This is a genomic window from Paraburkholderia sp. USG1 (assembly GCF_031570135.1).
Taxonomy (GTDB): domain Bacteria; phylum Pseudomonadota; class Gammaproteobacteria; order Burkholderiales; family Burkholderiaceae; genus Paraburkholderia; species Paraburkholderia dioscoreae.
This window is the reverse complement of record NZ_JAMWXW010000013.1, coordinates 29,811-56,403: the sequence shown is the minus strand read 5'-3', so window position 1 is coordinate 56,403 and position 26,593 is coordinate 29,811. Positions and strand designations below refer to the sequence as shown.

The following is a 26,593-nucleotide window of genomic DNA, read 5'->3' as shown; positions in this document are numbered from 1 at the left end:
AGGTCCGGAACGCGCCGCAGCGCGTCCGCTGGTTGCATCCAGGGCATTCAACCCCGTTCCGGCCGGTTGTTCACCGCACGCGCGGATAGCGTGAGCGTCAGGATGGCACCGATCACCATGCTCACAGCGAGTCCCAGCACACCGTTGCCTGTCGAGCCCGTCGTGGTCTGCAACCAGCCGATCACGTATGGGCTCACCACACCGGAAATGCTGCCGATCGAATTCGCCAGCGCGAGACCCGCCGCGACCGCCGCGCCGCCGAGAACCGTCGGCGGTAGTGTCCAGAATTGCGAAATCGTCGTCATCACGCCCATGGTGCCGATCGTCAGCGCGATCATGGCGAGCGCTGTGTCATGCGCCCAGACGACGCTCAGGCACAACGCCACCGCTCCGATTACACCCGGCACGGCGAGATGCCACCTGCGTTCGCCGCTCCGGTCGGAACTGTGTCCGACCACGATCATGGCGAGCGTCGCGGCGGCATACGGGACTGCCGAGAGCAAACCGATATCGAGCGGATCTGCTACGCCCGATGCCTTGACAAGCGACGGCAGCCAGAAACTCACGCCATAGAGTCCCATGGTGAAGAAAAAATAGATCGCACTCAGCAGCAGGATACGCGGACTCAGGAGCCCGTCGCGCAACGAATGAAGCTTGTGCTCACCCGCATCGGCCTCCAGGTTGCGTCCAATCAGCGACTTCTGCTCGCCGGTGAGCCAGCGTGCGTCGACGACCTTGTCATCCAGATAGAAGAACGCGACCACGCCGAACAGCGCGGTCGGCACCCCTTCAAGCAGGAACAGCCATTGCCAGCCTGCGAGACCGTACTGGCCGCCCAGCGAATGCAGGATCCATCCCGAGAGCGGACCACCGACCACGCCAGACATCGGAATACCGGTTAAAAACAGCGCAGTAACCTTGCTCCGACGCGACGCCGGGAACCAGTAAGTCAGATAAAGCAGGATGGCGGGAATGAAGCCCGCCTCCGCGACGCCGAGCAAAAAACGCACGATGTAGAATGCGGTGGGCGTGGTCACGAACATCATCGCCGACGAAATCAGGCCCCAGGTCACCATGATCCGCGCGATCCAGCGCCGTGCGCCGACCTTGAGCAGGATCAGGTTGCTCGGCACCTCGAAGAGCAGATAGCCGACAAAGAAAATCCCCGCACCGAGCCCATAGACCGCATCGCTCATCCCGAGATCCTGGAGCATCTGAAGTTTGGCGAAGCTGACGTTGATTCGGTCCAGATACGCGCACAGATAACAGAAAAACAGGAATGGCAGCAGTCGCCACATCAGCCTGCCGTATGTGACCTTTTCCGGGATGTCCAGATACGCGGCGGGGCTGGTTGAATTCATCATCTGTCTCCGTCAATCCTCTTGTCGCGGCGAACCGGGAACATGCCCGACCCGCCACCCTGGGGCCTTGCTGCAACAGAAACGCCGCATTGCCGGGCCTTACTCAAACATGTCCGGCTGCGTATTGACGAGCTGATCCCAGATGGTCTGGAAATGCAGCCAGCCAATGTATTCGCTGCCGACGTGTTCGCGGCTGTAGCGTGCGCGCGCCTCGCTGACGAGATGAGGCGTGGCGCCGGTGGCTTCGATCATCAGTTGCTGCTGGCAGCAGCGCTCGAGCGCGATGAACCAGAATGCGGCAGACTCGATGCTGTGGCGGCTCGCGGTCAGCAAGCCATGGTTCTGGTGAATGGCCGCCTTGACTCCGTTGAACGCGCTGGCGACCTTATGGCCGGCCTTCACTTCAACTGCAACCTGGCCCGCTTCGTCACCAATCACGACATGGTCTTCATAGAAGGCGGCCGCGTCCTGGCTGATCGGATCGAGCTTCCTGCCAAGCGACGCGAACGCCGTGCCGTAGACCGTATGCGCGTGGCACATCGCCACGATGTCCTGATGCATTTCATGCACCGCCGCATGCAGCACAAAGCCCGCGCGGTTGATCGCGTGGCGGCCTTCGACGACGTTGCCTTCGTGATCTGCGCAGATCAGGTTCGACACCTTCACCTGCGAGAAATGAATCGCCATCGGATTGGTCCAGTACAGGCCGGGATTCTCCGGGTCACGCACGGTCAGGTGACCGGCGAAGCCGTAGTCGAACCCTTGCAGCGCAAATGCACGGCAGGCCCCGACAAGACGCTCCTTCAGATGCTGGCGATGCGCCGCGTGGCTCGTGAAGGCTCGCAGTTCTGGAAAGATCAGGCCCGATTGCTCGGGCTGATAAATCGAAATGCGGCCCTTCAGGTCGATGGTCTTCGACGCGGCTTCCATCACTTCAGACATGTTTGCTCCTTGAACACGGGTGAACCTTGGGTGAGCAGATGGTCGCGCCCGCGCGATCCGTTGACAAACGATGACTGTTCATGAAAACATGAATGACATTCATGCATCAGAGAAATACATGAGGAAGATCCCCAACTTTGTCCTGTTGCGGGCATTCGAGGCAGCGGCGCGGCTCGAAAGCTTCGCGCTCGCCGCCCAGGAGCTTCATCTGACACCGTCCGCCATCAGTCATCAGGTCAAGGAACTGGAGGAGTATTTTGGGCGGCCGCTGTTCCTGCGCAGGAACCGGCGTATCGAATCGACGCCGGGGGCGCTGCGGCTGCTCGACAGCCTGAGCCGGGTATTCGATGTCGTCGAAGCGGCGTGCGGCGAAGTCGCGCTGGCTCCCGACGCGCAGGTGCTCGCCGTGCACTGCGCGCCCAGCTTCGCGGTGAAATGGCTTGGGCCACGGCTACCCGGCTTTACGAAGTCGTTTCCGCATATCACCATCCGTCTGTCGACGGGAGCCGAGCCAATCGATCTGACACGCGTTCATGAAATCGATGTCGCGATTTCGTATGGCAGCGCACTCGAGCGGGCGGGCGTCGAAACCCTGCCACTGGGACGCGAGCCAATCGTGCCACTCTGTTCGCCCGCGCTCTTGGAAACGGACACGCCGGTCGCACAGCGGATCGGCGAACTGACGCTGATCGATTCGCAGCTCAGCCGCATCACGTGGAAGGACTGGTTCGACGCAAACGGACTTCCGATGCCTGCAACGCCACGGCCGTCATTTGACCGCGCGGCGCTAGGTATCTCCGCAGCGGCTGACGGCATGGGCGTCGTGCTGGAGAGTACGCTTCTGGCCTCGCGCGAAATCGCGCGCGGTGATCTTGTCGAAGTGCTGGGGGATACGTTCGTTCGTTTTGAGCGTGAAACGCATTTTCTGTCGTATCGAAAGAACGAGTTCCGGCACGAGAAAGTGGCGGTGTTCAGGCAGTGGCTACTCCATGGCGCGGGCGTCGAAAACGGGGGGAGCGAACCGCGAACGCCGGCTAGTGCGTAGCGCAGCAAGAGATGGAAAACAGACGCCCAGCGGCTGTGACGGGCCTTGAAAGGCTGTCATGAACCGTGACGCGCACCGTTATAATTCGAACTATCCCCTTCTCAACATTCCTCTATGTCCCGCACCGAATCCCCCAACCGCGTGATTGCCAGCCAGACCCTTTTCCGCGGACTGGACATTGTCGATGCGGTCGCCGACGGCTGCAGAAACGTGCAGACGATTGCGGAGCGCACCGGCATGGCATTCAGCACGGCCCACCGGATCGCCTCCGCACTCGTGCAGGTGCGCTATCTGAGCTTTGAGCCGCGCAAGGGCTATCGCCTCGGCAGCAAGCTCGTCGAACTGGGATTTCTCGCTTATCGTCAGTCCGACCTGACGGTGATGTCGCGCGAACGGCTTGAATGGCTTGCCGGGCAAACACTCGATACAGTCCACCTCGCCGCGCTCGACGATACCAGCGTCGTCTATCTGGACAAGGTGGGTGGCCAGCGCCCGATAGAGGTCAATTCACGGATTGGTGGCCGCAAACCGGTATGCTCGACCGGCGTTGGCAAGTCGCTGATTCTGGATAGCGGCGAAGCGGCGTGGCGCGTCTACTATGAACGCGAGGCTAACGGCGAGCCGCAGCCCCTGTTGCTCGACGAGTGGCTCAAGAGGATGCACGAGTATGCGAGTGGCGGCTATACGTTTGATCTCGGCGAAAATCAGCCGCGCATCCGCTGCGTGGCCGCGCCGATCCGCGACGGTAGCGGCAAGATAGTGGCCGCAGTGAGTGTGACCAGTACCGTGGATTACACCGACGATCAACGGCTTGCCGAACTCGTGCCAATGGTGAAAGCGGTTGCAAACCAGATCAGCGCGAAACTGGGCGCGTGACCTGACTGACGCAACCGCCCGCTTCAACATGCCAGCAGTGGCTGCGCGCGCCCCGCATAATGCGCACAGCCAGCGCTGCGTGCGACAGACTCAGACAGCGTGCGCGGCCTTCCTGATATCCAGCGCCACGTCGACAATCATGTCTTCCTGGCCGCCCACCATCTTGCGTTTGCCGAGTTCGACGAGGATATCCACCGTCTTCAGGTCGTAGCGTTTAGCCGCGGCCTCCGCATGCCGCAGGAAGCTCGAATACACGCCGGCATAGCCCAGCGCCAGGGTCTCGCGGTCCACCCGAACGGGTCGATCCTGCAACGGCCGCACGATGTCGTCCGCCGCATCCATCAGTTTCATCACGTCGCAACCATGATTCCAGCCCAGACGTTCAGCAGCGGCGATAAACACTTCCAGCGGCGCATTGCCGGCGCCGGCGCCCATACCCGCGAGACTCGCGTCGATACGGTTGCAGCCTTCCTCCACGGCGACGATCGAATTTGCCACGCCCAGCGAGAGGTTGTGGTGCGCGTGGATGCCCGTCTGCGTGTCCGGCTGCAGCACCTCCTTGAGCGCGCGGAAACGATCGCGAACGTCGTTCATGTTCAACGCGCCGCCCGAATCCACCACGTAGATGCATGTCGCGCCATAGCTCTCCATCAGCTTCGCCTGTTGCGCGAGATGCTGCGGGGCCGTCATGTGACTCATCATCAGAAAGCCAACCGTGTCCATGCCGAGTTCGCGGGCCGAGACAATATGCTGCTTCGAAACGTCGGCTTCCGTGCAGTGCGTGGCGACCCGCACCACGCGCGCTCCAGCGTCGTAGGCGCTGCGCAGGTCATGCACGGTTCCGATGCCTGGAATCAGCAGCGTGGCGATCTTCGCCTGCCTCACCGAGTCCGCTGCGGCCGCGATCCATTCAAGGTCCGTATGGGCGCCGAAGCCATAGTTGAAGCTCGACCCGGACAGGCCGTCTCCATGCGCCACCTCGATGCTGTCGACGCCGGCTTCGTCGAGCGCCTTCGCGATCGCGCGCACGTTGCTGACCGTGTACTGGTGGCGGATCGCGTGACTGCCGTCGCGCAGCGTTACATCCGAAATATAGAGCTTGTCTGCCATGTCTTTACCTTTGTGTTCACGTGGTGTTCCTTCTGCTTTCCCTTCACGCCGTCATGGCCGTCTGGCTTTCCGCGATGCGCTCCGCACACGCCAGCGCAGCCGAGGTCATGATGTCGAGGTTTCCCGCGTAGGCAGGCAGATAGTGGGCGGCGCCCTCCACTTCCAGATAGACGGAGGTCTTGAGACCGGATACACGCCCAAGGGACGGAATGTTCAACGGCTGATCCTCACCAAACAGTTCGAACTGCACGCTTTGCTTCAGCCGGTAGCCCGGTACATAGCTACGTACCGACTCGACCATCGCAGCGATACTCTCCTCGATCTTCGCCTGATCAGCGGGTTCGGAAAGCACCAGGACGGTGTCGCGCATGATGAGCGGCGGCTCGGCCGGGTTCAGGATGATGATCGCCTTGCCCTTCTTCGCACCACCCAGCACTTCGATGGCACGCGAGGTCGTTTCGGTGAATTCGTCGATGTTAGCCCGCGTGCCAGGGCCGGCCGAGCGGCTCGAGATCGACGCGACGATTTCGGCGTAGTGCACCTTTGCCACGCGTGAGACAGCCGCGACGACCGGAATGGTGGCCTGCCCGCCACACGTCACCATGTTGATGTTCGGCGCATCGAGTTCGCCGTCGATATTGATCGACGGGATCACGTATGGACCGATCGCTGCGGGGGTCAGGTCGATGACGCGAATGCCATGCTCCTGAAGGAGCGCATTGTGCCGCTTGTGGGCCGACGCCGAGGTGGCATCGAACACGATGCCGATGTCCCTGAATCCATCCATCTTCATCAGGCCTTCGATGCCGCCCGCCGTAACCGGAACGTTCAGGCGTCGTGCCCGCGCCAGCCCATCCGATTCCGGGTCGATACCGACGAAAGCGCCCATCTCGATCCGGCGCCCATGGCGAATGATCTTGATCATGAGATCCGTGCCGATGTTGCCGGAGCCAATAATCGCGGCCTTCAGTTTTCGGGTTTCCAACATACCCTCCTTGTTCAGTGAGTCGCTCGTGGTAAGCGAAGCAGTGGTTTGCCGTGTGCGGCGTGCAGTCGTAAAAACTATGGAAAGGTTAAGACGCCTCGGATAAAATATCAATATGTGATTTTCATTATTACATTGTGAGAATTAAGATCAGCGGCCCTAGGGTGCAATGCGAAAAACGATGGAAAAGGCGCGGGGAGACTCATCCACAGTCAACCTCCACGCTTATCGTCCGCAAGCGACTCGTATGACCTGCGGCCGGAACGCTTGTCCGGCCGAGCAACGGCGATACTGCCGTTACACAAAGCCATGTCACAGGAGACGGAATATGACTGAGCAGGACTATCTGGATGCAGCCCACGCGTTGCTGAGCGCCATCGAGGAGCGCACGCCGATCGCGCCGCTACGCGAGCGCTATCCGCAACTGGATATGGATGGCGCCTATCGTGTGCAGCAACACGTCACGGATCACGGACTGAGCCGCGGGCGCAGGATCGTCGGCCGCAAGATCGGCCTGACCTCGCAGGCCGTGCAAAAACAGCTGGGCGTTGACCAGCCCGACTTCGGCGTGCTGTTCGCCGACATGGCCTATGGCGACGCTGAGCCCGTCCCGGTCCAGAGCCTGCTTCAACCCAAGGTTGAGGCCGAAATCGCGGTCGTGATCGGCAAGGATCTGCCGCACGCCGACACCGGATTCGGCGACGTGATCAGGGCGATCGACTACGCGCTGCCCGCCATCGAAATCGTCGACAGCCGCATTGCGCGTTGGGACATTCGCATTGCCGACACGGTCGCGGACAACGCATCGTCGGGCGCGTTTGTGCTTGGCTCGTCGCCGAAACAGTTAAAGGATATCGACCTGCGTCTGTGCGGCATGGTGCTTGAGCGGGGCGGCGAACCCGTCTCCTTCGGCGCGGGCAAGGCATGTCTGGGCAATCCGCTCAACGCGGTGGTCTGGCTCGCGAGAAAACTGGCGTCGCTCGGCACACCGCTCAAGGCAGGCGATATCGTGCTGTCAGGTGCACTCGGCCCGATGGTTGCCGTGAACGCAGGTGATTCTTTCGAAGCACACATCGCGGGACTCGGCTCCGTGCGCGCACTCTTCAGCGGAGCCGGCGGACAGGGTTAAGAGAGGCTAGCCGTGGACAGCTTTCGTTGCCGGCCCCAGTTTGTTGACCGACCAATGCAGGGTGGCAAGCTGAGCCGTCACTGGTAAAAATCCCGATAGCCCGGTATGCAACGAGAGCTTAATAAGATAGACCGGAAGTGATCTGGATAATGAACTGTTATTCCCCGCCCCACATCCAGATGATGCTGTTCGATAATAACGGAGACTGCCGCGATGTTGGCCGAATATCTCAAGGGTTCAACAATATACGAAAATAGCACTCCAGAAGAGGTGTCAGCGTATATCCGCCGCCATGTCGGCATGCACGTGCTGAAATCGGACGGCGACGCCAACCGGGCAACGCTGCGCCATACCGTGCTGGGCAGTCTTGGGTTGAGCGTCATTTCCTATGGAAGCCGGGCGCTGATCGAAAATCCGGTGGGAATTGACGACTATCATTTACATCTGGTCATCAACGGCAACTGTACGATCAACATCGACCATCAGGAACTCCGCCTGGAGCCTGGCTGGGCCATGCTCGTGAACCCGTCCGTGCCTTCGGCCGTCACCTATTCGCCGGACGGAACCAAGCTGATCGTCAATATTCCGCGCTCGCTCTTCAATGCGTGTTCGCTCGACCATTTCGGCCTGCTTCCGGCTGACGGCGTGCGTTTCGCCCGCAGCGCCTGCTCGCTCAGTACCCATTCGACCGCCTTCCGTACCATCGAACTGCTCTATCTGGAAGCGGAAGAGCACCGTTCGGGCGCGCACCTGCGGGATTCCGCGCTCGAGCTTTTTTTCGCCTCCAAACTGCTGGAATTCTTTCCCAACAACGTCATCAGTCACGTCGCCGTCAGCCGTGACGACCGGCTCTTTGCCAAGGTCGACCGGTACATCGATGCCCATATCCGCGAAGATATCTCCGCGGCCAGCCTCGCTTCCGAATGTAACGTTTCGCTGCGCACGCTGTATGACCGCTTCTCCATCAGCAAGGGCGTCTCGCCGAGCACGTACATCAAGGAAAAGAAGCTCCGGAGAATCTACGCGTGCCTGTCCAACGTCAACCTGGCCGCGCAAAGCGTAACCGAGGTCGCGCTCGAATACGGCTTTAACCACCTGGGACGTTTTTCGGCAGAGTACAAGGCAATTTTCGGGCAGTTGCCGTCTGAGACGTTTCACCGCTCGCGTACCGGCAGGATCCACGCGTAACCCCGGGCGCCATGCCGCACGGTGTCCGCGGTACGTCGCCCGTTCTCCGGCGCCTTGAATTGCAAAAAGCGGATAAAACCGTGCACACAATGGATAGCCCGGCGACTGGTATCGCACTACTCTATATAAGTAGCGTTAGATGCCTGCATTAAAGTATCCATTGGCGGCTCCATAAGCCTCACATGCGCCCGTGCGGTCCGCGACACTTCAACGCATGATGCTGTCTCAGGCGCAATCCTGATCTCCATTGAGTACCGGCTGGCATCGGAACAGCCATCGACCATGACGCGGACGCCGCGCAGGCGTTTGCATTCGGGGAAAACCTTCGCCGCCCGCTCCGGGCGACCATTCGTCAGCCTGCTGCCCACTTGCCGGAGCGGGAATCGACATTGCACCGCCGCGCGACCTGGGTGCCTGCGCAACATGCAGGATCCCGGCTTTCTGCGGTGCGCCGGATCATGGCGAACTCGCTCATACTGATGAAGAAGCTTCGAACCGCCCGGTCGCGCGCTGTTGCGACAGATAGAGAAGGCGGCCACTTCTGCCAGGCGTATAGCCTTCCGTAATAAACATGAGCGCGCCTGCGCTCATGCCCGGATCTCTCGCCGGATCCATGACCCGCGAGTGCGCCGTTTATCCCGCAATGGCATAACGGGAGGCTCACTCTCATGCACTGTCTGTTGCCCCACAGCACCATGGCCCGCTTTGCCAGGGCCTGGCAAAAAACGGATAACGCAATGCGCCCTGCGGATAGTTGACCTTCACAAACTCCACTATTGTTGATCCATCGCAATGCAATGTGTGAATGGATCGGATATGCGCCCTGCCCCACAAGCTTGAGCTAAGCCGGAAACCCCAAAACACCGCGCCGATGCGAAATTGCAGTAAAAAAATTGCGCATTCAAGGCTACGACTCGCATAGACGTCATGCACGCCGGCCTGCGAAGCGCAATTCGCTTCACGGCGCCAGACAAATAACAGGAGACGACAATGTCTGAACTTTCCAGTCTTGGATACGTAGTGCTAAACGTGTCCGACCTTGACGCCTGGGAACATTTCGCCACAAACATTATTGGCCTGATGGTCGGTCGCCGCGACGACCGCTCTCTCGCATTGCGCATGGATGAGTATGCGCAGCGTATCCTGCTCGAAAAGGGCACGGCCGACGACATCAGCGCGGCGGGCTGGCAGTTCGATACCGCTCGCGAGCTCGAACAATACGTCGCAAGAATCAGGTCTCTCGACGTCGAGGTTGTCGAAGGCGATGCGCAAACAGCCAAAGGACGCCGCGTCGAAAAGCTGTTTAGCTGCGACGACCCAAACGGCTTCAGGCATGAGTTCTTTTTTGGCCCGTCTTACGCGCCGATCTCGTCGCCGTTCCGGTCACCGGTGATGAAAGGCAGCGGCTTCGTCACCGGGCGCCAGGGCATTGGCCATATTCTGCCGATCGCGCAGAACTATGAAGAAACCGTCGATTTCTATACACGGAAGCTGGGCTTTCTGGTCAGTGACTATATCCGTGACTCGGAGACGCTTCCTGGCGTGGACTTCGACGCGACCTTCTTTCATACGCGAACAGGGCGGCACCATTCGCTGGCCACCGCGTACGCCCCGACCAGCAAGCACCTCAATCACATGATGCTGGAGGTCACGGATCTGAACGACGTGGGACTGGCCTATGACCGCTGCATCAAGGAAGGGCTGCCGATCTACATGGGCATCGGACACCACCCCAACGACCACGTGATCTCCTTTTACGTGCAGTCGCCCTCGGGGTTCGCAGTCGAATGCGGGCACGGCAGCATCGTCATCGATGACGCTGCCTGGGAGGTCAAGAACTACAGCCAGATGAGTGACTGGGGGCACAGCCGGACGCTGGCCCGCTCAGCCCGCTAGTTTTACTGACGCCATATACAACGTGTTTTTTTAACAGGAGCAGGCAACAAAATGGGCCAGTGGATAGATTTTCTCGGTGCCGAAATCCGGTACGTCGCGACGCCTTCGTATGAGCGTATCCGTATTGCGGAAGCCGGCAAAGGCAACCCGGAGGTACTCTTCCTCATGCACGGGCTCGGAGGTCACCTCGAAGCGTATGCCAAAAACGTTATCGCCCTCTCGAAGCATTTTCACGTCATCGCCTTCGATTTCGTCGGCCACGGGCTTTCGTGCAAGCCGGTCGACATCGAATACAACAGCGACACGTACGCGAATCAGCTCCTTGAACTGATGAATGCCTTCAACGTCGACAAGGCTCACCTCTCGGGAGAATCGCTGGGCGGATGGGTGGCCGGGCGATTCGCCGTCAAATACCCGGAACGGGTGAAACGCCTCGTTCTCAACACAGCCGGCGGAATTCCTATCGTCACGGACAAGGGCCGTCGCGATGCCGCCGAATTCCGCGAACTTAGCGCGAAGAACGTGGGCCAGCAGCCCACCGTCGATTCCGTCCGCAAGCGCATGCAGTTCCTGATGCACGAGTCGAACTGGGGGCTGCTCGATGAGGACCTGGTCGAAACCCGCCTGTTCTTTTACACGCAGCCGGACTTTCAGCGCGCCGGCCCACTGGTGCTGGCACTGCTGCAGCGGCTCAATGACGACGCCTCGGGTTCGCAAATGATCCAGCTCGAAAACATCGCCGCCGAGACGCTACTCTACTGGACGAAGTTCAATCCAATACACGACGTCGAATCCGCACGGGCCGCGCTGCCTCGACTCTCACGTGGTTCGCTCTATATCTCGACGGCCAACGCTGCGCACTGGCCACAGTACGAAGCTCCTGCCGAATTCAATGCGGTGGTCGAACACTATCTGCTGACGGGTGAGGCTCAATAAACCCGGCACGCCCGTCCAGCCCGGCACAGCCCGGCACAGCAGAATCACGCAGCCATGAACGGGAAACGGGTGTCAGCACAACGACACACCGTTTCACAGGAGTTAACTGATGAGTTCCATCGACAAGACGATACCCATTGTTCCACACCAGCCCGCGGTCGCCCGACGCACTGCCGCGGAAGTCCAGGCGCAACTCGTGAACCCCGCGCTACGCCAGGGTCCCGAAGGCGTCTACCTTGGCGCACGAAACATCTATACCGACCCGGATCTCTTCGAACTCGAGATGCGCCATCTTTTCGAAGGAAACTGGGTCTACGCCGCGCACGTCAGTCAGCTTCCGAACGTCAACGATTTCTTCACGTTGACCGTAGGACGCCAGCCGGTGTTGCTCACACGTGACCAGGACGGAGAAGTCCGCGGATTTTTGAATGTTTGTGCACATCGGGGCGCTCGCGTATGCCGGGAGAAAGTCGGAAGCAGGAAGATCCACATGTGTCAGTTTCATGGATGGTGCTATAACGCGCGCGGAGAACTCGTCAATGTGACAGACGAGGCAAAGGGTGGTTATCCGTCCGGGTTCGACAGATCCCACCTCGGTCTGACGCCCGTAGCGAAACTTGAAATCTACCGTGGGTTCATTTTTGTTTCCCTGAGTGCCGAAGTCCCTTCGCTGAAGGAATATCTCGCGGGCGCAGCGCTCTTTATCGATCTCGTCGCCGATCAGTCGCCCAGCGGCAACCTTGAGGTCTTGCCAGGAGAAACCGCCTACACGTTCTCCGGAAACTGGAAGCTGGCCGCAGAAAATGGACTGGATGGCTACCACGTGGGGACAGTCCACGGCAACTACATCATGACCACCAAGCGGCGCGCAAAAAATGCGGTGACCGATACCACGAAAAATCTCGATGTCTCGAACTGGGGCGAAGGGGACAGCGGTTTCTTCGCGTTCGACAACGGCCACGGTGTTCTCTATGCGCCTTATGCAAACTATCAGGACCGCCCGGCCTATGCGCTCCATGAGCGATACGTCGAGCGCTTCGGAAGCGAATACGCTGACTGGATCACAAAAAAGGTCCGCAATCTGCTGCTGATGCCGAACGTCTTCCTGATGGACCAGATGAGTTCCCAGATCCGTATCCTGCGTCCCGTCTCCGTCGATGTAACCGAGGTCATCAGCTATTGCATTGCGCCCGTTGATGAAAGCCCCGACATGAGAGAACGCCGGATTCGCCAGTTCGAGGATTTCTTTAATGCCACCGGCATGGCCACGCCGGACGATCTGACCGAGTTCCGGAACTGCCAGATCGGTTACAGGGCCGGGAACGCTCCCTGGAACGACCTGTCGCGCGGACAGACGCGCTGGGTACATGGCGCCAACGATTCGGGACGCCGGCTGGGCGTCAACGCATTGAGCAGCGGCACCGAAGCAGCCGACGAGGGCGTATTCATCACCATTCTCGAAGAGTGGAAGAGACGCATGCAGGACAGCATCAGCCGGGAACTCGCAGGAGGCGAATGATCGATGACAAAAGCAAATAGCACGTGGGAGTCGGTTCAAGGCTTCATCGGGAAGGAAGCCGTACTGCTCGATACGAAGGACTGGGATCGCTGGCTGGAGCTCTATCTGCCCGATTGTGAGTACTGGATTCCCGCCTGGCGCAGCAACGGGACGCTGGTCACTGACCCCAGTCGCGAGTTGTCACTGATCTACTACAAGAATCGGGTGGGACTGGAAGCGCGGGTTTTCCGTATACGCACGGGACGGGCATCGTCCGCCAATCCGGCGCCCCGCACCATCCACCTGCCACAACTCGTGAGTGCTGAGGTGAAGGACGATGCGGTGCACGCCCGCACCAGCTGGATCGCGAATTCTGTTCTGGAAGGCAAGGTGGCAGCCTACTTCGGCTACGCCGAATATGTGCTGCAAGCCGCGGGAGACGACTGGCGGATACGGTCGAAAAAGACCGTGATCGTGAATGACATCATTCACGAAGTGCTCGATTTCTACAACGTCTAGCCCATGTCGATCGCAGCAGAAACGGCCGGAAACTACGTACGGTATGCAATATGACGAATAACCGCAACACACAGCCGGCCGTTGGAATCATGATCGGCGACCCGTGTGGAATAGGCCCCGAAGTCATCGCCAAGGCGTGGCACACCGGGAAGCTTCATGAATGCTCGATGCCCGTGCTTATCGGCAGTTGTGCGGTGATGCGCGAGGCCGCACGAATCACCGGCTTGCCGCTCGAAGTTCGCCGGGTGGACGGGCCTGACGAGTGCGCCGCACGAAGCGATATGCTCGATGTGATCGAACCTGTGGCGTTCGACGCCGGCTGGATTCAATACGGCAAGGACGTCGAACGCGCGGGCTGGGCCAGCGGGATGTGGCTCGAACATGCCGACAGGCTCGCGCGGCAAGGCATCCTCGACGCAACCGTGATGGGCCCCATCAGCTCAGCCTCGATGGAGATGGCCGGCACCCTGAACCGGATCGCGACGCACGGCCCCGAAGGCGCGTACCTGCTGCTTCGGTCGTCGCCGCTGATGATCGCGCACCTGACCGACCACATTCCTTTACGTGAGGTACCCGGCCGCGTCCAGCTGGAACCGGTCGGAAAGCTTATCCGCTTCCTTGATGCCTCAATGAAAAAGTGGGGCATCACGAAGCGGCGCATCGCGGTGGCCGGGCTCAATCCTCATGCGGATGGCCTCGAAGAGCGCGAGGCTGTCCTTCCCGCCATTGAAGCGGCGCGCAACGATGGCATTGACGTCCACGGACCGGTCAGTCCGGATTCGGTTTTCCGTCATTGCATCGAAGGCCGCTATGACGTCGTGGTCGCTCTCTATCACGACCAAGGCCATATCGCGATGAAGACATGGGGATTTTCAGGCAACAGCGTCGTCATGCTGGGGCCTCCCTACGTCCACACGACTGTTGCACATGGCGTCGCCTACGAGCTGGCGGGAAGCGGACGCGCCGACCACACGATGGTCCTCAGCGCGATCCTGAATGCGGCTTATCTGGCCGCCGGTAGAGGTTTCCATGAATGAATGAATGGCAATGACGCCATCACGCTGTATCGACGCTGTCTAGTAACGCGCGCTCGCTGAAGTACTGCAAGTACCAAGTATCGGCAGTGGCGCGCTTTTTCATTTCAGGATTGTCAATGAATTGCCGAACCCGACAGGATGACTGGGTCCCTGTATGCAATCTGGGCGAGCTCGATCCCGGCACCATGCGGCCAATCGACATCGATGGCCTGCCGCCGATTGCGCTGTTCAACGTCGCGGGCACCGTCCACGCAACCAGTAACATCTGTACCCACAATGTCGCCATGCTGACCGATGGGACGTTTTGCGACCATGTCGTCGAATGTCCGCTGCACGGCGGCTCCTTCGACGTGACCACGGGCGAAGCCATCTCCTACCCCTGCGAAGTTGCGCTTCAGACCTTCGACGTTCAGGTAAAGAATGGCACGGTGCTCGTCGCGAAAGTGGCGGCTGACGCCGGGTCCGCGGCAGCGCGCGATACCCGTTCAGAGCCTGACGGCACGGCCGCAGCCACGACGGGCGCAGGCGAACCTTGCGTGGTCCGGATGGCGGACAGCGAGCTGAGCTATACCAATGCGCCAGGCGACACCCTCCTCAGAGCAGCGTTGCGAAGTGGTATTGGGTTTCCCTACGAATGTAACTCCGGTGGCTGCGGTAGCTGCATGTACGAACTGGCCTCCGGCGAGGTCATCGACAGGATGCCGGACGCCGCCGGCCTGTCTGCGCGTGCGCGCGCGGCCGGCAAACGGCTGGCGTGCCAGTCCGTGCCGCAATCCGACTGCGTCATCCGCATACGGCGCCTGGAGGAATATGTGCCTCCTATTGTGCCTCGCAGACAACGTCTCGAACTCGAACGGGTGACGCGTCTGACCCGCGACATGTCGGAATTCCGCTTTCGTGGCGAGGGCCCTGCGGAGTTCCTCCCCGGCCAGTACGCCATGCTCGGCATCGAAGGCACGCACGAGGAGCGTGCCTATTCGATGTCGAACACCGCGAATCGCGAAGGGATCTGGGAATTCATTGTCAAGCGGGTGCCGGAAGGACGTTTCTCCCCGCGCCTGTTCGGGATCGAAACCACGCCGGCTGTACGCGTGACGCTCGACGGCCCTTATGGCACGGCCTACCTGCGCCCCGAGTCGCCACGGCCGATCCTGTGTATTGCGGGCGGCGCGGGCCTGTCGCCGATGATGTCCATCCTGCGTGGCGCATCCAGGACGCCAGGCCTCGCCGGGCGTGAGACTCATCTGTTCTACGGCGGCCGGACGCCGCAGGATCTGTGCGATGCCGCGCTTCTCGCTGCGGACGACGCCTTGCGAGGAAAGATCATCAACGTCAGCGCCGTATCCGATTCGTCCTCGATCACGGACGAAGGCTGGTCCGGCGAACGGGGCTTCATCCATGAAGTCCTCGAGGCTAGGCTCGGCAAGCGGTTCGCCGAGTTCGAGATTTATCTCAGCGGGCCGCCGGCAATGGTCGATGCGGTTCAGCGAATGCTTGTCGTCGGTCACCGCGTGCCTGTGTCCCAGATTCACTTCGACCGGTTCTGTTAGCGCCGGTCAGGCCTGAGTTCCTTGCCCGCGGGTTCAAGCCAATGATGTGCCCTTGATGTACCGGGAACGACAAAGTTCCGGCAAACAAATAATGGAGGAGACATGGAGATGAGGAACAATCTGGCCGGCAGTCCTGCCAGCGATATCGCGAGCCCGGCGGTCAAAAGCGATCGCCCCCGCGGCCTGAACCTGAGATGGGTCATCGTCGCGATCATTACCCTGCTCACCCTGACCAACTATCTCGACCGCGGCAATCTGTCCGTTGCCGCCCCGCTGATCATGAGAGACCTTCATATCAGCAATACGATGATGGGCGTCATTCTGTCTGCTTTCGTATGGCCCTATGCGCTCACCAGTCTGCCAACAGGCTGGGCCGTCGATCGCTTCGGTGCGAAGGTGCTGATGGCCTTCGCGGCGGGCACATGGTCGGTCGTCGCGGTCTTCACCGGGTTGGCACGCAGCGTACAGACCTTCGTCTGGTGCCGCATTGCACTGGGCGTCGCCGAATCCCCCCTCTTTCCGTCCGGCATCAAGGCGACCGACGCGTGGTTTCCCGACCATGAAAAGGCGATTGCTTCCAGCATTTACCTGTCCGCCTCCCAGTTCGGCCTGGCGATTGCACCACCGGTCTCGACCTTTCTGATGGTCGCCTATGGCTGGCCCGCGATGTTCATGCTCATGGGCGCATTTGGCTTTGTTTCGCTGCTCGGATGGCTGATCCTCTACCGGGAACCCCAACGGCACCCCTGGCTGAATCCGCGTGAGCTCGCCTATATCCGGTCGGGACAGATGCATACCCGGGCTGAAGCAGTCAGCGCGGACCAGGGCGCTCATGCTGCCAACTGGTTCACCCTGCTGACCTACCGGACCACGTGGGTGATGATCATCGGCGGCTTCTGCCTGCAGTACGTCCTTTGGTTCTACATCGCGTGGTTACCCACCTACCTGCAGCGCGCCCAGGGCATCACGATCAGCCGCACCGGCCTTGTCGCCGCCATTCCCTATATTGCCGGCGGTATCGGCGTGGTGATCGGGGGCAAGCTGTCCGATTCGCTGGTAAGACGGGGGCTGCACCCGCTCATGTCTCGCCGGATACTTTTATCGGTCTCCGCCATTCTTACCGGCCTGGCGATGTTCGGCACGGCGTTCTGTTCGAGTCCCTCGACAGCTGTCGCGATGCTCACAGCAGGCATGTTCGCCTACAGCCTGTCGTCGGCAAATTACTGGACACTCGGCGCTGAAGCAGTGACCACGCGACGCATGGTGGCATCGCTCGCCGGTATCCAGAACTTCGGTGGCTTCCTGGGAGGCGGATGCGCCCCGATCCTGACGGGTATTGCCGTGGACCGTATGGGCGGGTTTGTGGGCGCGCTTGTGTTGACCGGCTGCCTCGCACTCTTTTCCGCAGTGATGTACGGCTTGGTCCTGAAGAAGCAGATTCCCGTGTGACACCGACGGGCGCCGCACATACGGGCGCCCAGAGCGTGTATCAGCACCCGGAAAAAGCTGCAGGGATCGAACCAGCTCACGATCAAGTGTTACGGCTCGGGCTATTTGAGTTTCGGCAGGGGCCGTTTGTCTCGCGTTCGGTAGGATCGATTTCAGGAACTTCACCGCGAACATCGCGAGACATGGCAGGAAGTCTTACCAAATAATTAGTATTACTAAATTAATAACAAAAACTACCCTGGCTATCGAAATATCGACGCATGTTGCTTACCGTGTTCGCCCGGACACGTAGTGCTGTCGAAGCAGCATCAGACACGGGCAATCCATAAAAAAACGGAGACAACAATGTTGAAAATTACTGGCTCGAGACTGAACTGTGTAGCCGGCGTGGCAATCCTGCTCGCATGTGGGATAGCCCACGCGCAGGGCAGCGTCACGCTGTATGGCATAGCAGACGGCGGATTGTTGTACACAAGCAAGACTGCCGGTTCGAACGGACAGAATGCCGGTCACAACTTTTCAATGGTAGACAGCGGGTACATGCCTACATCTTTCGGACTCAAAGGCGTGGAGAACCTGGGGGGTGGCCTAACCGCGAGCTTTGATCTGGAAAGCGGCGTGAGTCTGGCAAACGGTGGATTCAACGATTCAAACGGCAACTTCTTCGGCCGGCAGGCGTGGGTCGCACTGGGTGGCGGTTTCGGCCAGATCACGGCGGGCGTGCAGTTCTCCCCATTCTTTCTGGCAGTGTACGAGTCCGATCCGCGCGGCATGGCGTACCTGGGCAGTGCACTCGTCAACTATGCCGACAATGTGCTCGTGACAGGCGCCATGAATTCGAATGCGGTGTCGTACACCAGCCCGAAGATTGCCGGATTCACTGGCAGCGCACTGCTTGCCCTGGGGGGCCAAGCGGGAAATTTTCAGGCGGGGCGCCAGTATTCGGCCAGCCTGAAATATGAAGGTGGCGGCCTCATGGTCAATGCGGCGATCTATGACGGCAACAGTGGCGGCACAGCGCAGACACCAGTGCCCAGCACCGAGGAATTCGAAGGCCGGGAGCTGGGACTGGCTTACACTTTCGGCTCGCTGACAGCCAAAGTCTCGTTCGTCAACTACAAGGTGGCCGGCTCGTTTGACAGCAACGTCTACAGCGGCGGCCTGGACTGCCAGGTTCTTCCCGAACTGGATATCAGCGGCGGTGTATATGTGACAAGCGACCGCAACGATTCTTCCAACCATTCTCTCGTCGTAGCACTCGGCACCCAGTATTTTCTTTCAAAAGCAACAGCGCTTTATGCACAGGTCGGCGTCGTGAACAATCACGGCGCCATGAATACGGGGCTTGCGCTCAATGGCGCATTGAATGGGGTGGAAGGCACGACCGTCGGGGCGAATGTCGGGATACGAAAGTCTTTCTGATGCGCCCGGAAACACGTTTCGCCACACGCGAAGGGAGTACGGAACCCTGATCGAGGCACGTCCCCGAAGAACATGTCGCCGGAGGCCTTCCTCTGCCGGTACAAACGCAATCGTCTCGACGGAGATCTGGCCCGGAGCATAAAGACTCAATCGTGCGCCTGATAACCCAGCACGCACGATGCTCAACCGGCGGATGCCGCGAGACGGTGCCTCCTAGCCCCAAAACCCAACTTGAGACGAAGATGGCAAATAAATCCACATCAGAAGTTCCCGCCCGAGGTTCCCTGTCCGGGTCTTCAACAGGTACGCCACGAAGCGGCGACAGTTGCGGATCGGCTATACCCTCTACGTTTGTACTGGTGCATGGCGCCTGGCACGGCGGCTGGTGCTGGCGTGGGGTTGCCGACATCCTGCGCACGCCCGGACACGTTGTTCATGCGCCGAGCCTGACCGGGCTCGCCGATCGTTCGCACCTGCTATCGCCTTCAATACGTCTGCATGACCATGTGGCCGATATAGTCAATCTCGTCAAGTGGGAAGATCTCCATGACATTGTTCTCGTAGGACATTCTTATGGCGGGATGGTAGTCAGCGGCGTAGCGCAGGAACTGGCTTCCCGCATCAAGGCGGTCGTGTATCTCGATGCCTTTTTGCCTCAAGATGGCCAATCGTTGAAGGACCAGCTAGGTGAGCAAGCGTGGCTCCAGATGCAGGAACAGGTCACCGGTGACAAGCGCGCCTACCTGCCCCCACCACAGGCAAAAGCGCTTATGGTCGGCGAAAAAAACCAGGCCTGGGTGGACAGCCAATGTACTGCCCACCCGGTAGCAACGTTCGAAGACGTACTGGAATCCGTAGCCGGACTCGATCGGGTGCAACGAAAGGTTTATGTGCTAGCTGGCGCGTTTGGATCACCTCCGTTCGTCGGCATCGCCGGGCGCTGCAAGCAATCCGGCTGGGAAGTCATCGATCTGCCTTTCGGACACGATCTGATGGTGGATGCACCGCAGCAGGTAGCAGAGATCCTCCTGCGTGCGGCGACGTGATCGTCAGCACTTTTCCGCGTAGATCGCACATTCCATGGAGCCGTTGCTACGATCGACCGCATGCTGTGAGCACGCCAGGATGTCCGATAGCATTCGGTACCCTCCTTTCAGCCGCGCCCTCGTCGTCGCCCGGCGGCGGAAGACCGGTCAGGGAACTGAAGCGGAACCGGTCCACCGATACTGGATCTTCCGAAATACAGGCCAGCCACCCCGTCCTCTTTTCGCAATCTTCACACGAGTAATCAAACTCCGCTCGCGAAGAAGTGTGACCAACCCTGGCGTTACACGCGTGAAATAGCGGTGGCGACGGACGACGTGCTGGAGCATGCCAATGCCTGCAAGTACACAGAACACACGCGCCACTCATGCCGGCCTCGAACACCGCTCCTACAGTCGTCCATCCCGAAGGAGAGTCGTGATCACAATCCCGGTCATGCTTGCGGCGTCACGAGGTGCCCGAAAGCACGATCGCCAACATAGCACTGCCCTGTATGGAAGGTAATCCATCCAGCACCACCCCCGTCCAGAAAACACTGTGACGCGCAGGTCTACCGCCGTGCGAATCAGGTCCCGCCTCGCTGGCTAGGTGGAACATGTTGTGCGGCTCCGTCGTCGGGTTGCCCGTGCGGGGCTGCCGGCTGACTGTACCGGCGCGCGGTACTGAAGAGCGCGCCGACAGCAGCAAAGCCGGCCCCCGTCACCAGGCACGAAACCGTCGCGTGCGCGCCGGCCACCCCGAAGATGAGCGCCACCAGGGCCGAGCCCAGCGACCAGCCGACATAACGCGCGACCGCGACCATGCCGCTCGCGGCACCACTGCGCGCGACTGGCCCCGCTGTCATCAATGCCGTGTTGTTGGGAGTCTGGAAAAGCCCGAAGCCGATCCCACACAGCGCCATGCGCCACACGATGTCCCAGTTCGCGGGCGCAGCGGGCAGAAAGGCCATCAGCAGCAGGCCGGCCGCCAGCATGGCCAGACCGGTACTGCTGATCAACGAAGCAGGATGCCGGGTCATCAGCCGGCCGGAGACCGGGGCCGCAACCGCCACCAGCAGCGGCCACGGCGTCAGGAGCAGACCGGTTTCGACCGGGCTCAGATGCAGCACCGTCTCGTAGAAAAAAGGCAGGCTGACGTAGGCCAGGATCTGCGCCGCGTAGGAGCAGACCGACGTACCGACGGACAGTGCGAACACCGGGATGCGCATCAGGTCCAGCGGCAGCAGTGGCGTCGCCTGCTTCCTCTGCTGCCGGATCAGCAGGCCGAGGCACGCCAGTCCCGCGAGTATCTCCTCGACGGCGATGGTGACGCCGCCCACGCCCAGCGTGCCGACCCCGACCACGATCAGGCCGAACGCCAGCCCGTTGAGCACAGCGCCGTGCACATCGAATCGGCGTGCCTGCCGGACGCCGGGGGGCCCCAGCGCGAGGAATACCGATACCGCAAGACAGCCCAGTGGGACGTTGACAAGGAAGAGCCACGGCCACCTTGCCACCGCCAGGATCCCCGCCGCGATGGTGGGTCCGAGGGCGCCGGAAACCGCCACGGCAAGTGCCACCAGCGCAAAGCCGCGGCCGACAATACTGCGAGGGTAGATCGTGCGCACCAGTGCCATTCCGGCAACGGACATGCAGGCGCCGCCCACGCCCTGCACGATGCGCGCGCCCACCAGCACCGCCAGTGTCGGTGAGAGCGCGCAACTCAACGAGGCAAGCGTAAAGACCGTCAGGCCCAGCGCGTAGAGACGTTTGAGTCCGATCGACTCGCCCAGAACCGCCACCGGCAGCAGGCAGACCATGACCGCGAGCTGGTAACTGCTCACCACCCAGACCACCGCCGCGTTACTGCTCGCGAGCGAACGGGCGATGACCGGCAGCGCAACGTTGGCGATGGCGCTGTCGAGCGAACTCAGCACCATCCCCAGCAGGATGCACAGCATCACCCAGCGACGCTTCGATGATGGCAGGCCATCGGGCTGATTCATGAATAGTCCGGATAGGGATAACGTGGATAACGATTGCACATGTCCTGTCAGCTACCCCGCCGCCTGCCCCCTCACTGGCGGGCAGACCAGCCGAACGCGCCGGTGGCCAGGGTCATCGTCATCAGCAGGCCGCCCAGCGCACAGAGGGCGCCCACCGCATACACCGACGAATAGCCGAACCCGGTGGCGAGCGCCCCGGTGACGGGTCCGGTGAGGCCATAGGCGATGTCCTGGAATGCAAGGAGACCACCCAGTGCGCTGGCCCGGATCTGCGGAGTCACGCGCTTCACGACCTCCACACCGAGCGACGGGAAGACCAGGGAGCACCCCGCGCCGGTCAGCGCAGAACCCAGCAGTGCAACCCAGGCCACCGGTGCCACGAACAACAGCCCCTGTCCGGCCGCTTCGACGATCAGTGACACGATGGCGACCGGCGTGCCACCCACGCGATCCGGTAGCTTTCCGAACAGGATACGCACCAGGACGAACGCTGCGCCGAAGCACGTCAGCGCGACACCGGCGCCCGACCAGCCATGGGAAGCAAAATCCAGCGAGATGAAAGCACCGATGCCCGCGAAGCCGACGCCCTGAAACAGCACGCCCAGACCCGGCTGCCAGATCAGTCCGATGACGCGCCAGAAGGAATGGCGCTCGCCAGCATGCGGCGCCACACCGGCCACCGGAAAGGCGAAAACCGCCGCAACCGCCGGCAGCACGATCACGGCCGCGCCCACCAGGGTCAGGCCGCCCAGGTGATAGAGCCAGAACCCGAGCGGCGCGGCCGCGGCGATGGCACCGTACATCGCCATCCCGGTCCAGGCAAGCACGGTACCCGATCGCGGCTGGCCCACTGTCCCGATGCCCCAGCCGAACATGCCGACGATCAGCTGGCTTTCGCCGAAACCCAGCACGAGACGCCCGGCGATCAGGATCAGCAGGCGCCAGCCGGCCGGGACCGGGAGCCGCGCCGACAGGATCAGTGCCACGCCCGAGCAGGCGCAGAAGAGCATGCCGCGCAGCATGACCGGCCGCGCACCACTATGGTCCGCTTCCCGTCCGGCAACGCCGCGTGTGAGGATGGTGGCGAGAAACTGGATGCCGACCGAAAGACCGACCAGGACGTTTCCGAAGGCCAGTTCATGTCCGACATAGAGCGGAATCACCGGCAGCGGCATGCCGACCGTCATGAAGGTGAGGAACACCGACGTCGCAAGCGCAGCCAGCGACAATGTCGCACGGCGCCGCGCCATGTCCGTGTGGTCCCGCCGCGGTGTACCGACGTCCATCCGAAAATCTCCGCTCTTGTATCACGAATGCGCAACAGGCCGGCGACGCACCGCTTTCCGACGGAGACCGACTGCCCTTCAGGTTACGACTCATACTGGCTTGGCCAGCACGGCCAGATCCGGGCTGTCGCCCCGCGCCCCTTTTTTCGGCCAGGATCGACGACCCGCCTCCGGCTCGCGAACCGGATTTTGAATCTATCGGTCTTTTACGCACCCAGGATAGTGATACCCGGCCAGACCATTATTCAATCCGGCCAACTTCTTTCGCCGGCACGGGTGGACTCAGGGACGCGGGACTGGACGGACGTTCGGCACGATATGCCCCAGACGCATCATCCGGCGTGGTTGCGGCGCGAGGGATCGGTACGTCTGGCGTCGATCGCGTCGACGTGGTGGCGCGGCGCGGACTCGTCCGCGAGATATCCTGCCGCGGCTGCGGGCCACCAACGCTGAAGAGCCGCACCGCTTCATCGAGCACGTCCGCCTGGTCCACGAGCCGCTGCGCGGTCGCCGCGGCCTGCTCGACGAGCACCGCATTCTGTTGTGTCGCGCCGTCGAGATGCGACACCGCCTGGTTCACCTGCCGGATGCCTTCGGCCTGTTCACCGCTCGCGTGCGCGACTTCGACGATGATCGATGACACCCGGCTCACCGCTTCGTCGATATTACGCATCTGCGTGGTGGTCCGCGCGACCAGTTCGGTGCCCTGCGCGATCTCATTGACGCTCGCCTCGACGACCTGCCGGATCTCCTTCGCGGACGCCGCACAGCGTTGCGCGAGCGTCCGCACCTCACCGGCGACGACCGCGAACGAGCGGCCCGACTCGCCCGCACGCGCGGCCTCAACCGCCGCGTTCAACGCGAGGATGTTGGTCTGGAACGCGATGCCGTCGATCACACCGGTGATGTCGGCGATCCGGCGCGCCGCTTCGGTAATACCCATCATCGTGCGCTCGACCTGCCCCGCGATCGAGCCGCCCTCGGCCGCCGCAGCGTGCGCGTCGCGCGCGAGTTCAAGCGCACGGGTGCTCGCATCGGCGTTGGCCTGCACGGTGGTCGTCAGTTCTTCCATCGTCGAGGCGGTTTCTTCAAGCGACGCCCCCTGCAGTTCGGTGCGCCGCGCGAGATCGACGTTGCTGTCCGATATCTCGCGCGCAGTGGCCAGCATGCCGTCGATCTGCGAGCGCACGTCGAACACGATCGCGGTGAGGTTCGCCTGCAACTGGTTCAGGGCCTGCAGCACGTTGCCGAGATCGTCGCGGCCCGCGACGGTCATCTGCGCGGTGAGGTCGCCGGCGGCCATCCGCGCGGATACCCCGGAGATCTGTTGTAGCGGCGTGCGCAGATGCCCGGTGGTTTGCCACCACGCGAACGCACTGCAGGCCGTTGCGACGCCAAACGCAATCCAGAACGGCATGGGTGGCACGTCCTGCCATGCGGCGACCCCGGCAACCGCGAGCGCGACCGGGGTCGCCACATAGCCGATCACCACGCGCGTCGCGACCGGGATGCGCAGCAGCGACGCCAGCACACCCGCCGCGCCGGTACGCACGACCTCGCCCCGGTGCAGCCTGTAGCCGCGCAGGCGGCCTTCCCGCTGTTTCGTGTACAGGGCTTCGGCCTCACGGATCTCATCGCGCGACGGTTTTACCCGCACGCTCAGATAGCCAACTACTGCGCCGCGCCCGGTGATCGGTGTGACGTTCGCGCGGACCCAGTAGTGGTCGCCGTTCTTGCGGCGGTTTTTTACGAGCGCAGTCCACGGACGGCCCGCGCGGATCGTCTCCCACATGTCCGCGAACGCTTCGCGCGGCATGTCCGGGTGGCGGATGATGTTGTGTGGCTCGCCGATCAGTTCTTCCTTCGTATAGCCGGAGATGGAGACGAAAGCGGGATTGCAGTACCGGATGCGGCCCTTAAGGTCGGTCGCCGAGACGAGCATCTGGCCGGCCGGGTAGTCATATTCCTGCTGCGTGACAGGCTGGTTGTGGCGCATGAGTTTCCTTTTGCATGGGCGGGCCGTGCGGCTGACCCGGCAATGCGGTCAGCTCCTGACGGTATGTGCGTTGCTAAGCTTGGGCTTGGGCTTGGGCTTGGGCTTGGGCTTGGGCTTGGGCTTGGGCTTGGGCTTGCGCGGCGACAGGCGGGTTCTTGCCGATATCGGAAAAGAGTGTTGCGCTTCGGCACGGCGGGGTGAGCCGCACGCGGGCGGCGGCAGCAGCGCATGTGGGAGCGCATCCCTCCCGGGCAGCAATTTTTCTTTCCAGCAAGGCAGGCGCAGTTAATGCCGGGTTCCGGGGCATCCACTTTCGCCGGGTGCTCCGGACCGGATACCCTGGCCTCTGGCGCGCCCACCTTGCCGGGCGGACGGGGCTGCACGACAAGCTGGAGATACTACGCTCGCGGCCTGGCGTCGTGGTTGCCGGTTCAGTCCCGTCACGCATTGTCCGGAATGAATAACAGTCTGGCCAGATTTCGCTACTGCGCCGCGCCCGGGAGAGGTAACGTAGAAGATTGCCAAACGGACTGGAGTGGAGTCATGGAGCTTGGACTGAAAGGAAAACGGGCGCTGGTCACCGGCTCGACAGCGGGCATCGGATTCGCCACCGCTCGCGCACTCGTGGCCGAGGGCGCCCACGTCACGGTCAATGGCCGCACCCAGGCGCGCGTTGACGGCGCGGTGGACGCGCTGAGACGCGAATTGCCTGATGCGACGATCACGGGCATCACGGCCGACCTGAGCAGCCGGGAAGGCTGCGATACGCTGACTGGCCAGCTTCCCGAGATCGACGTGCTGGTCAACAACCTCGGCATCTTCGAACCGAAACCGTTCGAGCAGATTCGCGACGAAGACTGGATCCGTTTCTTCGAGACCAACGTGCTCAGCGGCGTACGGCTTTCGCGTCACTATGTGCCAGGCATGCGCACACGCAACTGGGGGCGGATTGTCTTCGTGTCCAGCGAATCCGCCCTGCAGATTCCGGCCGAGATGATCCATTACGGCATGACCAAAACCGCACAGCTGGCGGTGGCCCGCGGGCTCGCCGAGACCCTTGCCGGCACTGGCATCACGGTCAACAGCGTGCTGCCCGGGCCGACCGCGTCGGAAGGTGTCGGTGGATTCGTTGCCCAGCTTGCGGCGAGCCGCGGCGTTGATGCATCGGTCATCGAGCACGAATTCTTCGCAACGGCCCGTCCGTCTTCGCTGCTTCAGCGATTCACAACACCCGACGAGATTGCGGCCATGATCACCTACGTCTGCAGCGCCCCGGCGTCGGCCACGACCGGCGCCGCACTCCGGGTAGACGGTGGCGTGGTAAGGGCGATCGCGTAACG

At 61.5% G+C, this 26,593-nt stretch carries 21 protein-coding genes; 14 read left to right on the top strand and 7 right to left on the bottom strand.

Going from position 1 to position 26,593, the window contains the following annotated elements:
* Positions 1-47: 47 nt before the first annotated feature.
* Positions 48-1,361, bottom strand: a complete 1,314-nt coding sequence (locus tag NE850_RS18535) for an MFS transporter (RefSeq protein WP_310699265.1) — start codon at positions 1,359-1,361, stop codon at positions 48-50.
* Positions 1,362-1,460: 99 nt separating this feature from the next.
* Entirely contained in the window at positions 1,461-2,303 is an 843-nt protein-coding gene (locus tag NE850_RS18530) for a class II aldolase/adducin family protein (protein ID WP_310699130.1), read from the bottom strand.
* A 118-nt stretch (positions 2,304-2,421) separates the two neighbouring features.
* Between NE850_RS18530 and NE850_RS18525 the strand changes: the two genes are divergently transcribed.
* Positions 2,422-3,348 (top strand): LysR substrate-binding domain-containing protein, encoded by a 927-nt coding sequence (locus tag NE850_RS18525; protein ID WP_310699129.1) that lies wholly within the window; start codon positions 2,422-2,424, stop codon positions 3,346-3,348.
* A gap of 114 nt (positions 3,349-3,462) precedes the next feature.
* The gene (locus tag NE850_RS18520; protein ID WP_310699128.1) at positions 3,463-4,224 is read left to right on the top strand and encodes an IclR family transcriptional regulator; all 762 of its coding nucleotides are present in this window, start codon (positions 3,463-3,465) and stop codon (positions 4,222-4,224) included.
* Between the two features lie 90 nt (positions 4,225-4,314).
* On the opposite strand, the gene dmpG is transcribed toward NE850_RS18520, so the two are convergent.
* Positions 4,315-5,334, bottom strand: coding sequence for a 4-hydroxy-2-oxovalerate aldolase (gene dmpG / locus NE850_RS18515; protein ID WP_310699127.1), 1,020 nt, complete (start codon positions 5,332-5,334; stop codon positions 4,315-4,317).
* A gap of 43 nt (positions 5,335-5,377) precedes the next feature.
* A complete protein-coding gene (locus NE850_RS18510) occupies positions 5,378-6,322 on the bottom strand; it encodes an acetaldehyde dehydrogenase (acetylating) (RefSeq protein ID WP_249485701.1) in 945 nt (314 codons plus the stop codon).
* Positions 6,323-6,647: 325 nt separating this feature from the next.
* Between NE850_RS18510 and mhpD the strand changes: the two genes are divergently transcribed.
* From mhpD to NE850_RS18455, 11 genes are all read left to right on the top strand, one after another.
* Positions 6,648-7,448, top strand: a complete 801-nt coding sequence (gene mhpD / locus NE850_RS18505; protein WP_310699126.1) for a 2-keto-4-pentenoate hydratase — start codon at positions 6,648-6,650, stop codon at positions 7,446-7,448.
* A gap of 216 nt (positions 7,449-7,664) precedes the next feature.
* Positions 7,665-8,636: an AraC family transcriptional regulator gene (locus NE850_RS18500; RefSeq protein ID WP_310699125.1), complete on the top strand. Its 972-nt coding sequence runs from the start codon at positions 7,665-7,667 to the stop codon at positions 8,634-8,636.
* Between the two features lie 990 nt (positions 8,637-9,626).
* On the top strand, positions 9,627-10,532 hold the full coding sequence (locus NE850_RS18495) for a VOC family protein (protein WP_310699124.1): 906 nt from the start codon (positions 9,627-9,629) through the stop codon (positions 10,530-10,532).
* A gap of 51 nt (positions 10,533-10,583) precedes the next feature.
* Positions 10,584-11,468 (top strand): alpha/beta fold hydrolase, encoded by an 885-nt coding sequence (locus NE850_RS18490; protein WP_249485695.1) that lies wholly within the window; start codon positions 10,584-10,586, stop codon positions 11,466-11,468.
* Positions 11,469-11,577: 109 nt separating this feature from the next.
* Positions 11,578-12,987, top strand: a complete 1,410-nt coding sequence (locus NE850_RS18485) for an aromatic ring-hydroxylating dioxygenase subunit alpha (RefSeq protein WP_310699123.1) — start codon at positions 11,578-11,580, stop codon at positions 12,985-12,987.
* Between the two features lie 3 nt (positions 12,988-12,990).
* Complete coding sequence (locus NE850_RS18480) at positions 12,991-13,485, top strand: aromatic-ring-hydroxylating dioxygenase subunit beta (RefSeq protein WP_310699122.1); 495 nt, start codon at positions 12,991-12,993, stop codon at positions 13,483-13,485.
* 50 nt (positions 13,486-13,535) lie between these two features.
* The gene (locus NE850_RS18475) at positions 13,536-14,522 is read left to right on the top strand and encodes a 4-hydroxythreonine-4-phosphate dehydrogenase PdxA (protein ID WP_310699121.1); all 987 of its coding nucleotides are present in this window, start codon (positions 13,536-13,538) and stop codon (positions 14,520-14,522) included.
* A 116-nt stretch (positions 14,523-14,638) separates the two neighbouring features.
* Positions 14,639-16,072 carry a Rieske 2Fe-2S domain-containing protein gene (locus NE850_RS18470; protein WP_310699120.1) on the top strand — a complete coding sequence of 478 codons (1,434 nt, stop codon included), beginning with the start codon at positions 14,639-14,641 and terminating at the stop codon, positions 16,070-16,072.
* 108 nt (positions 16,073-16,180) lie between these two features.
* Complete coding sequence (locus NE850_RS18465; protein WP_310699119.1) at positions 16,181-17,521, top strand: MFS transporter; 1,341 nt, start codon at positions 16,181-16,183, stop codon at positions 17,519-17,521.
* Between the two features lie 345 nt (positions 17,522-17,866).
* A complete protein-coding gene (locus tag NE850_RS18460) occupies positions 17,867-18,943 on the top strand; it encodes a porin (RefSeq protein WP_310699118.1) in 1,077 nt (358 codons plus the stop codon).
* Between the two features lie 242 nt (positions 18,944-19,185).
* On the top strand, positions 19,186-19,989 hold the full coding sequence (locus NE850_RS18455) for an alpha/beta fold hydrolase (protein WP_310699117.1): 804 nt from the start codon (positions 19,186-19,188) through the stop codon (positions 19,987-19,989).
* A 563-nt stretch (positions 19,990-20,552) separates the two neighbouring features.
* Here NE850_RS18455 and NE850_RS18450 read toward each other — a convergent pair.
* The 3 genes from NE850_RS18450 to NE850_RS18440 form a co-directional block, all read right to left on the bottom strand.
* A complete protein-coding gene (locus tag NE850_RS18450; RefSeq protein ID WP_310699116.1) occupies positions 20,553-21,971 on the bottom strand; it encodes an MFS transporter in 1,419 nt (472 codons plus the stop codon).
* A gap of 71 nt (positions 21,972-22,042) precedes the next feature.
* Positions 22,043-23,257, bottom strand: a complete 1,215-nt coding sequence (locus tag NE850_RS18445; RefSeq protein WP_310699115.1) for an MFS transporter — start codon at positions 23,255-23,257, stop codon at positions 22,043-22,045.
* 241 nt (positions 23,258-23,498) lie between these two features.
* A complete protein-coding gene (locus tag NE850_RS18440; protein ID WP_310699114.1) occupies positions 23,499-25,253 on the bottom strand; it encodes a methyl-accepting chemotaxis protein in 1,755 nt (584 codons plus the stop codon).
* A 543-nt stretch (positions 25,254-25,796) separates the two neighbouring features.
* Here NE850_RS18440 and NE850_RS18435 point away from each other — a divergent pair.
* Complete coding sequence (locus NE850_RS18435; RefSeq protein WP_310699113.1) at positions 25,797-26,591, top strand: SDR family oxidoreductase; 795 nt, start codon at positions 25,797-25,799, stop codon at positions 26,589-26,591.
* The last annotated feature ends 2 nt before the right edge of the window (positions 26,592-26,593 follow it).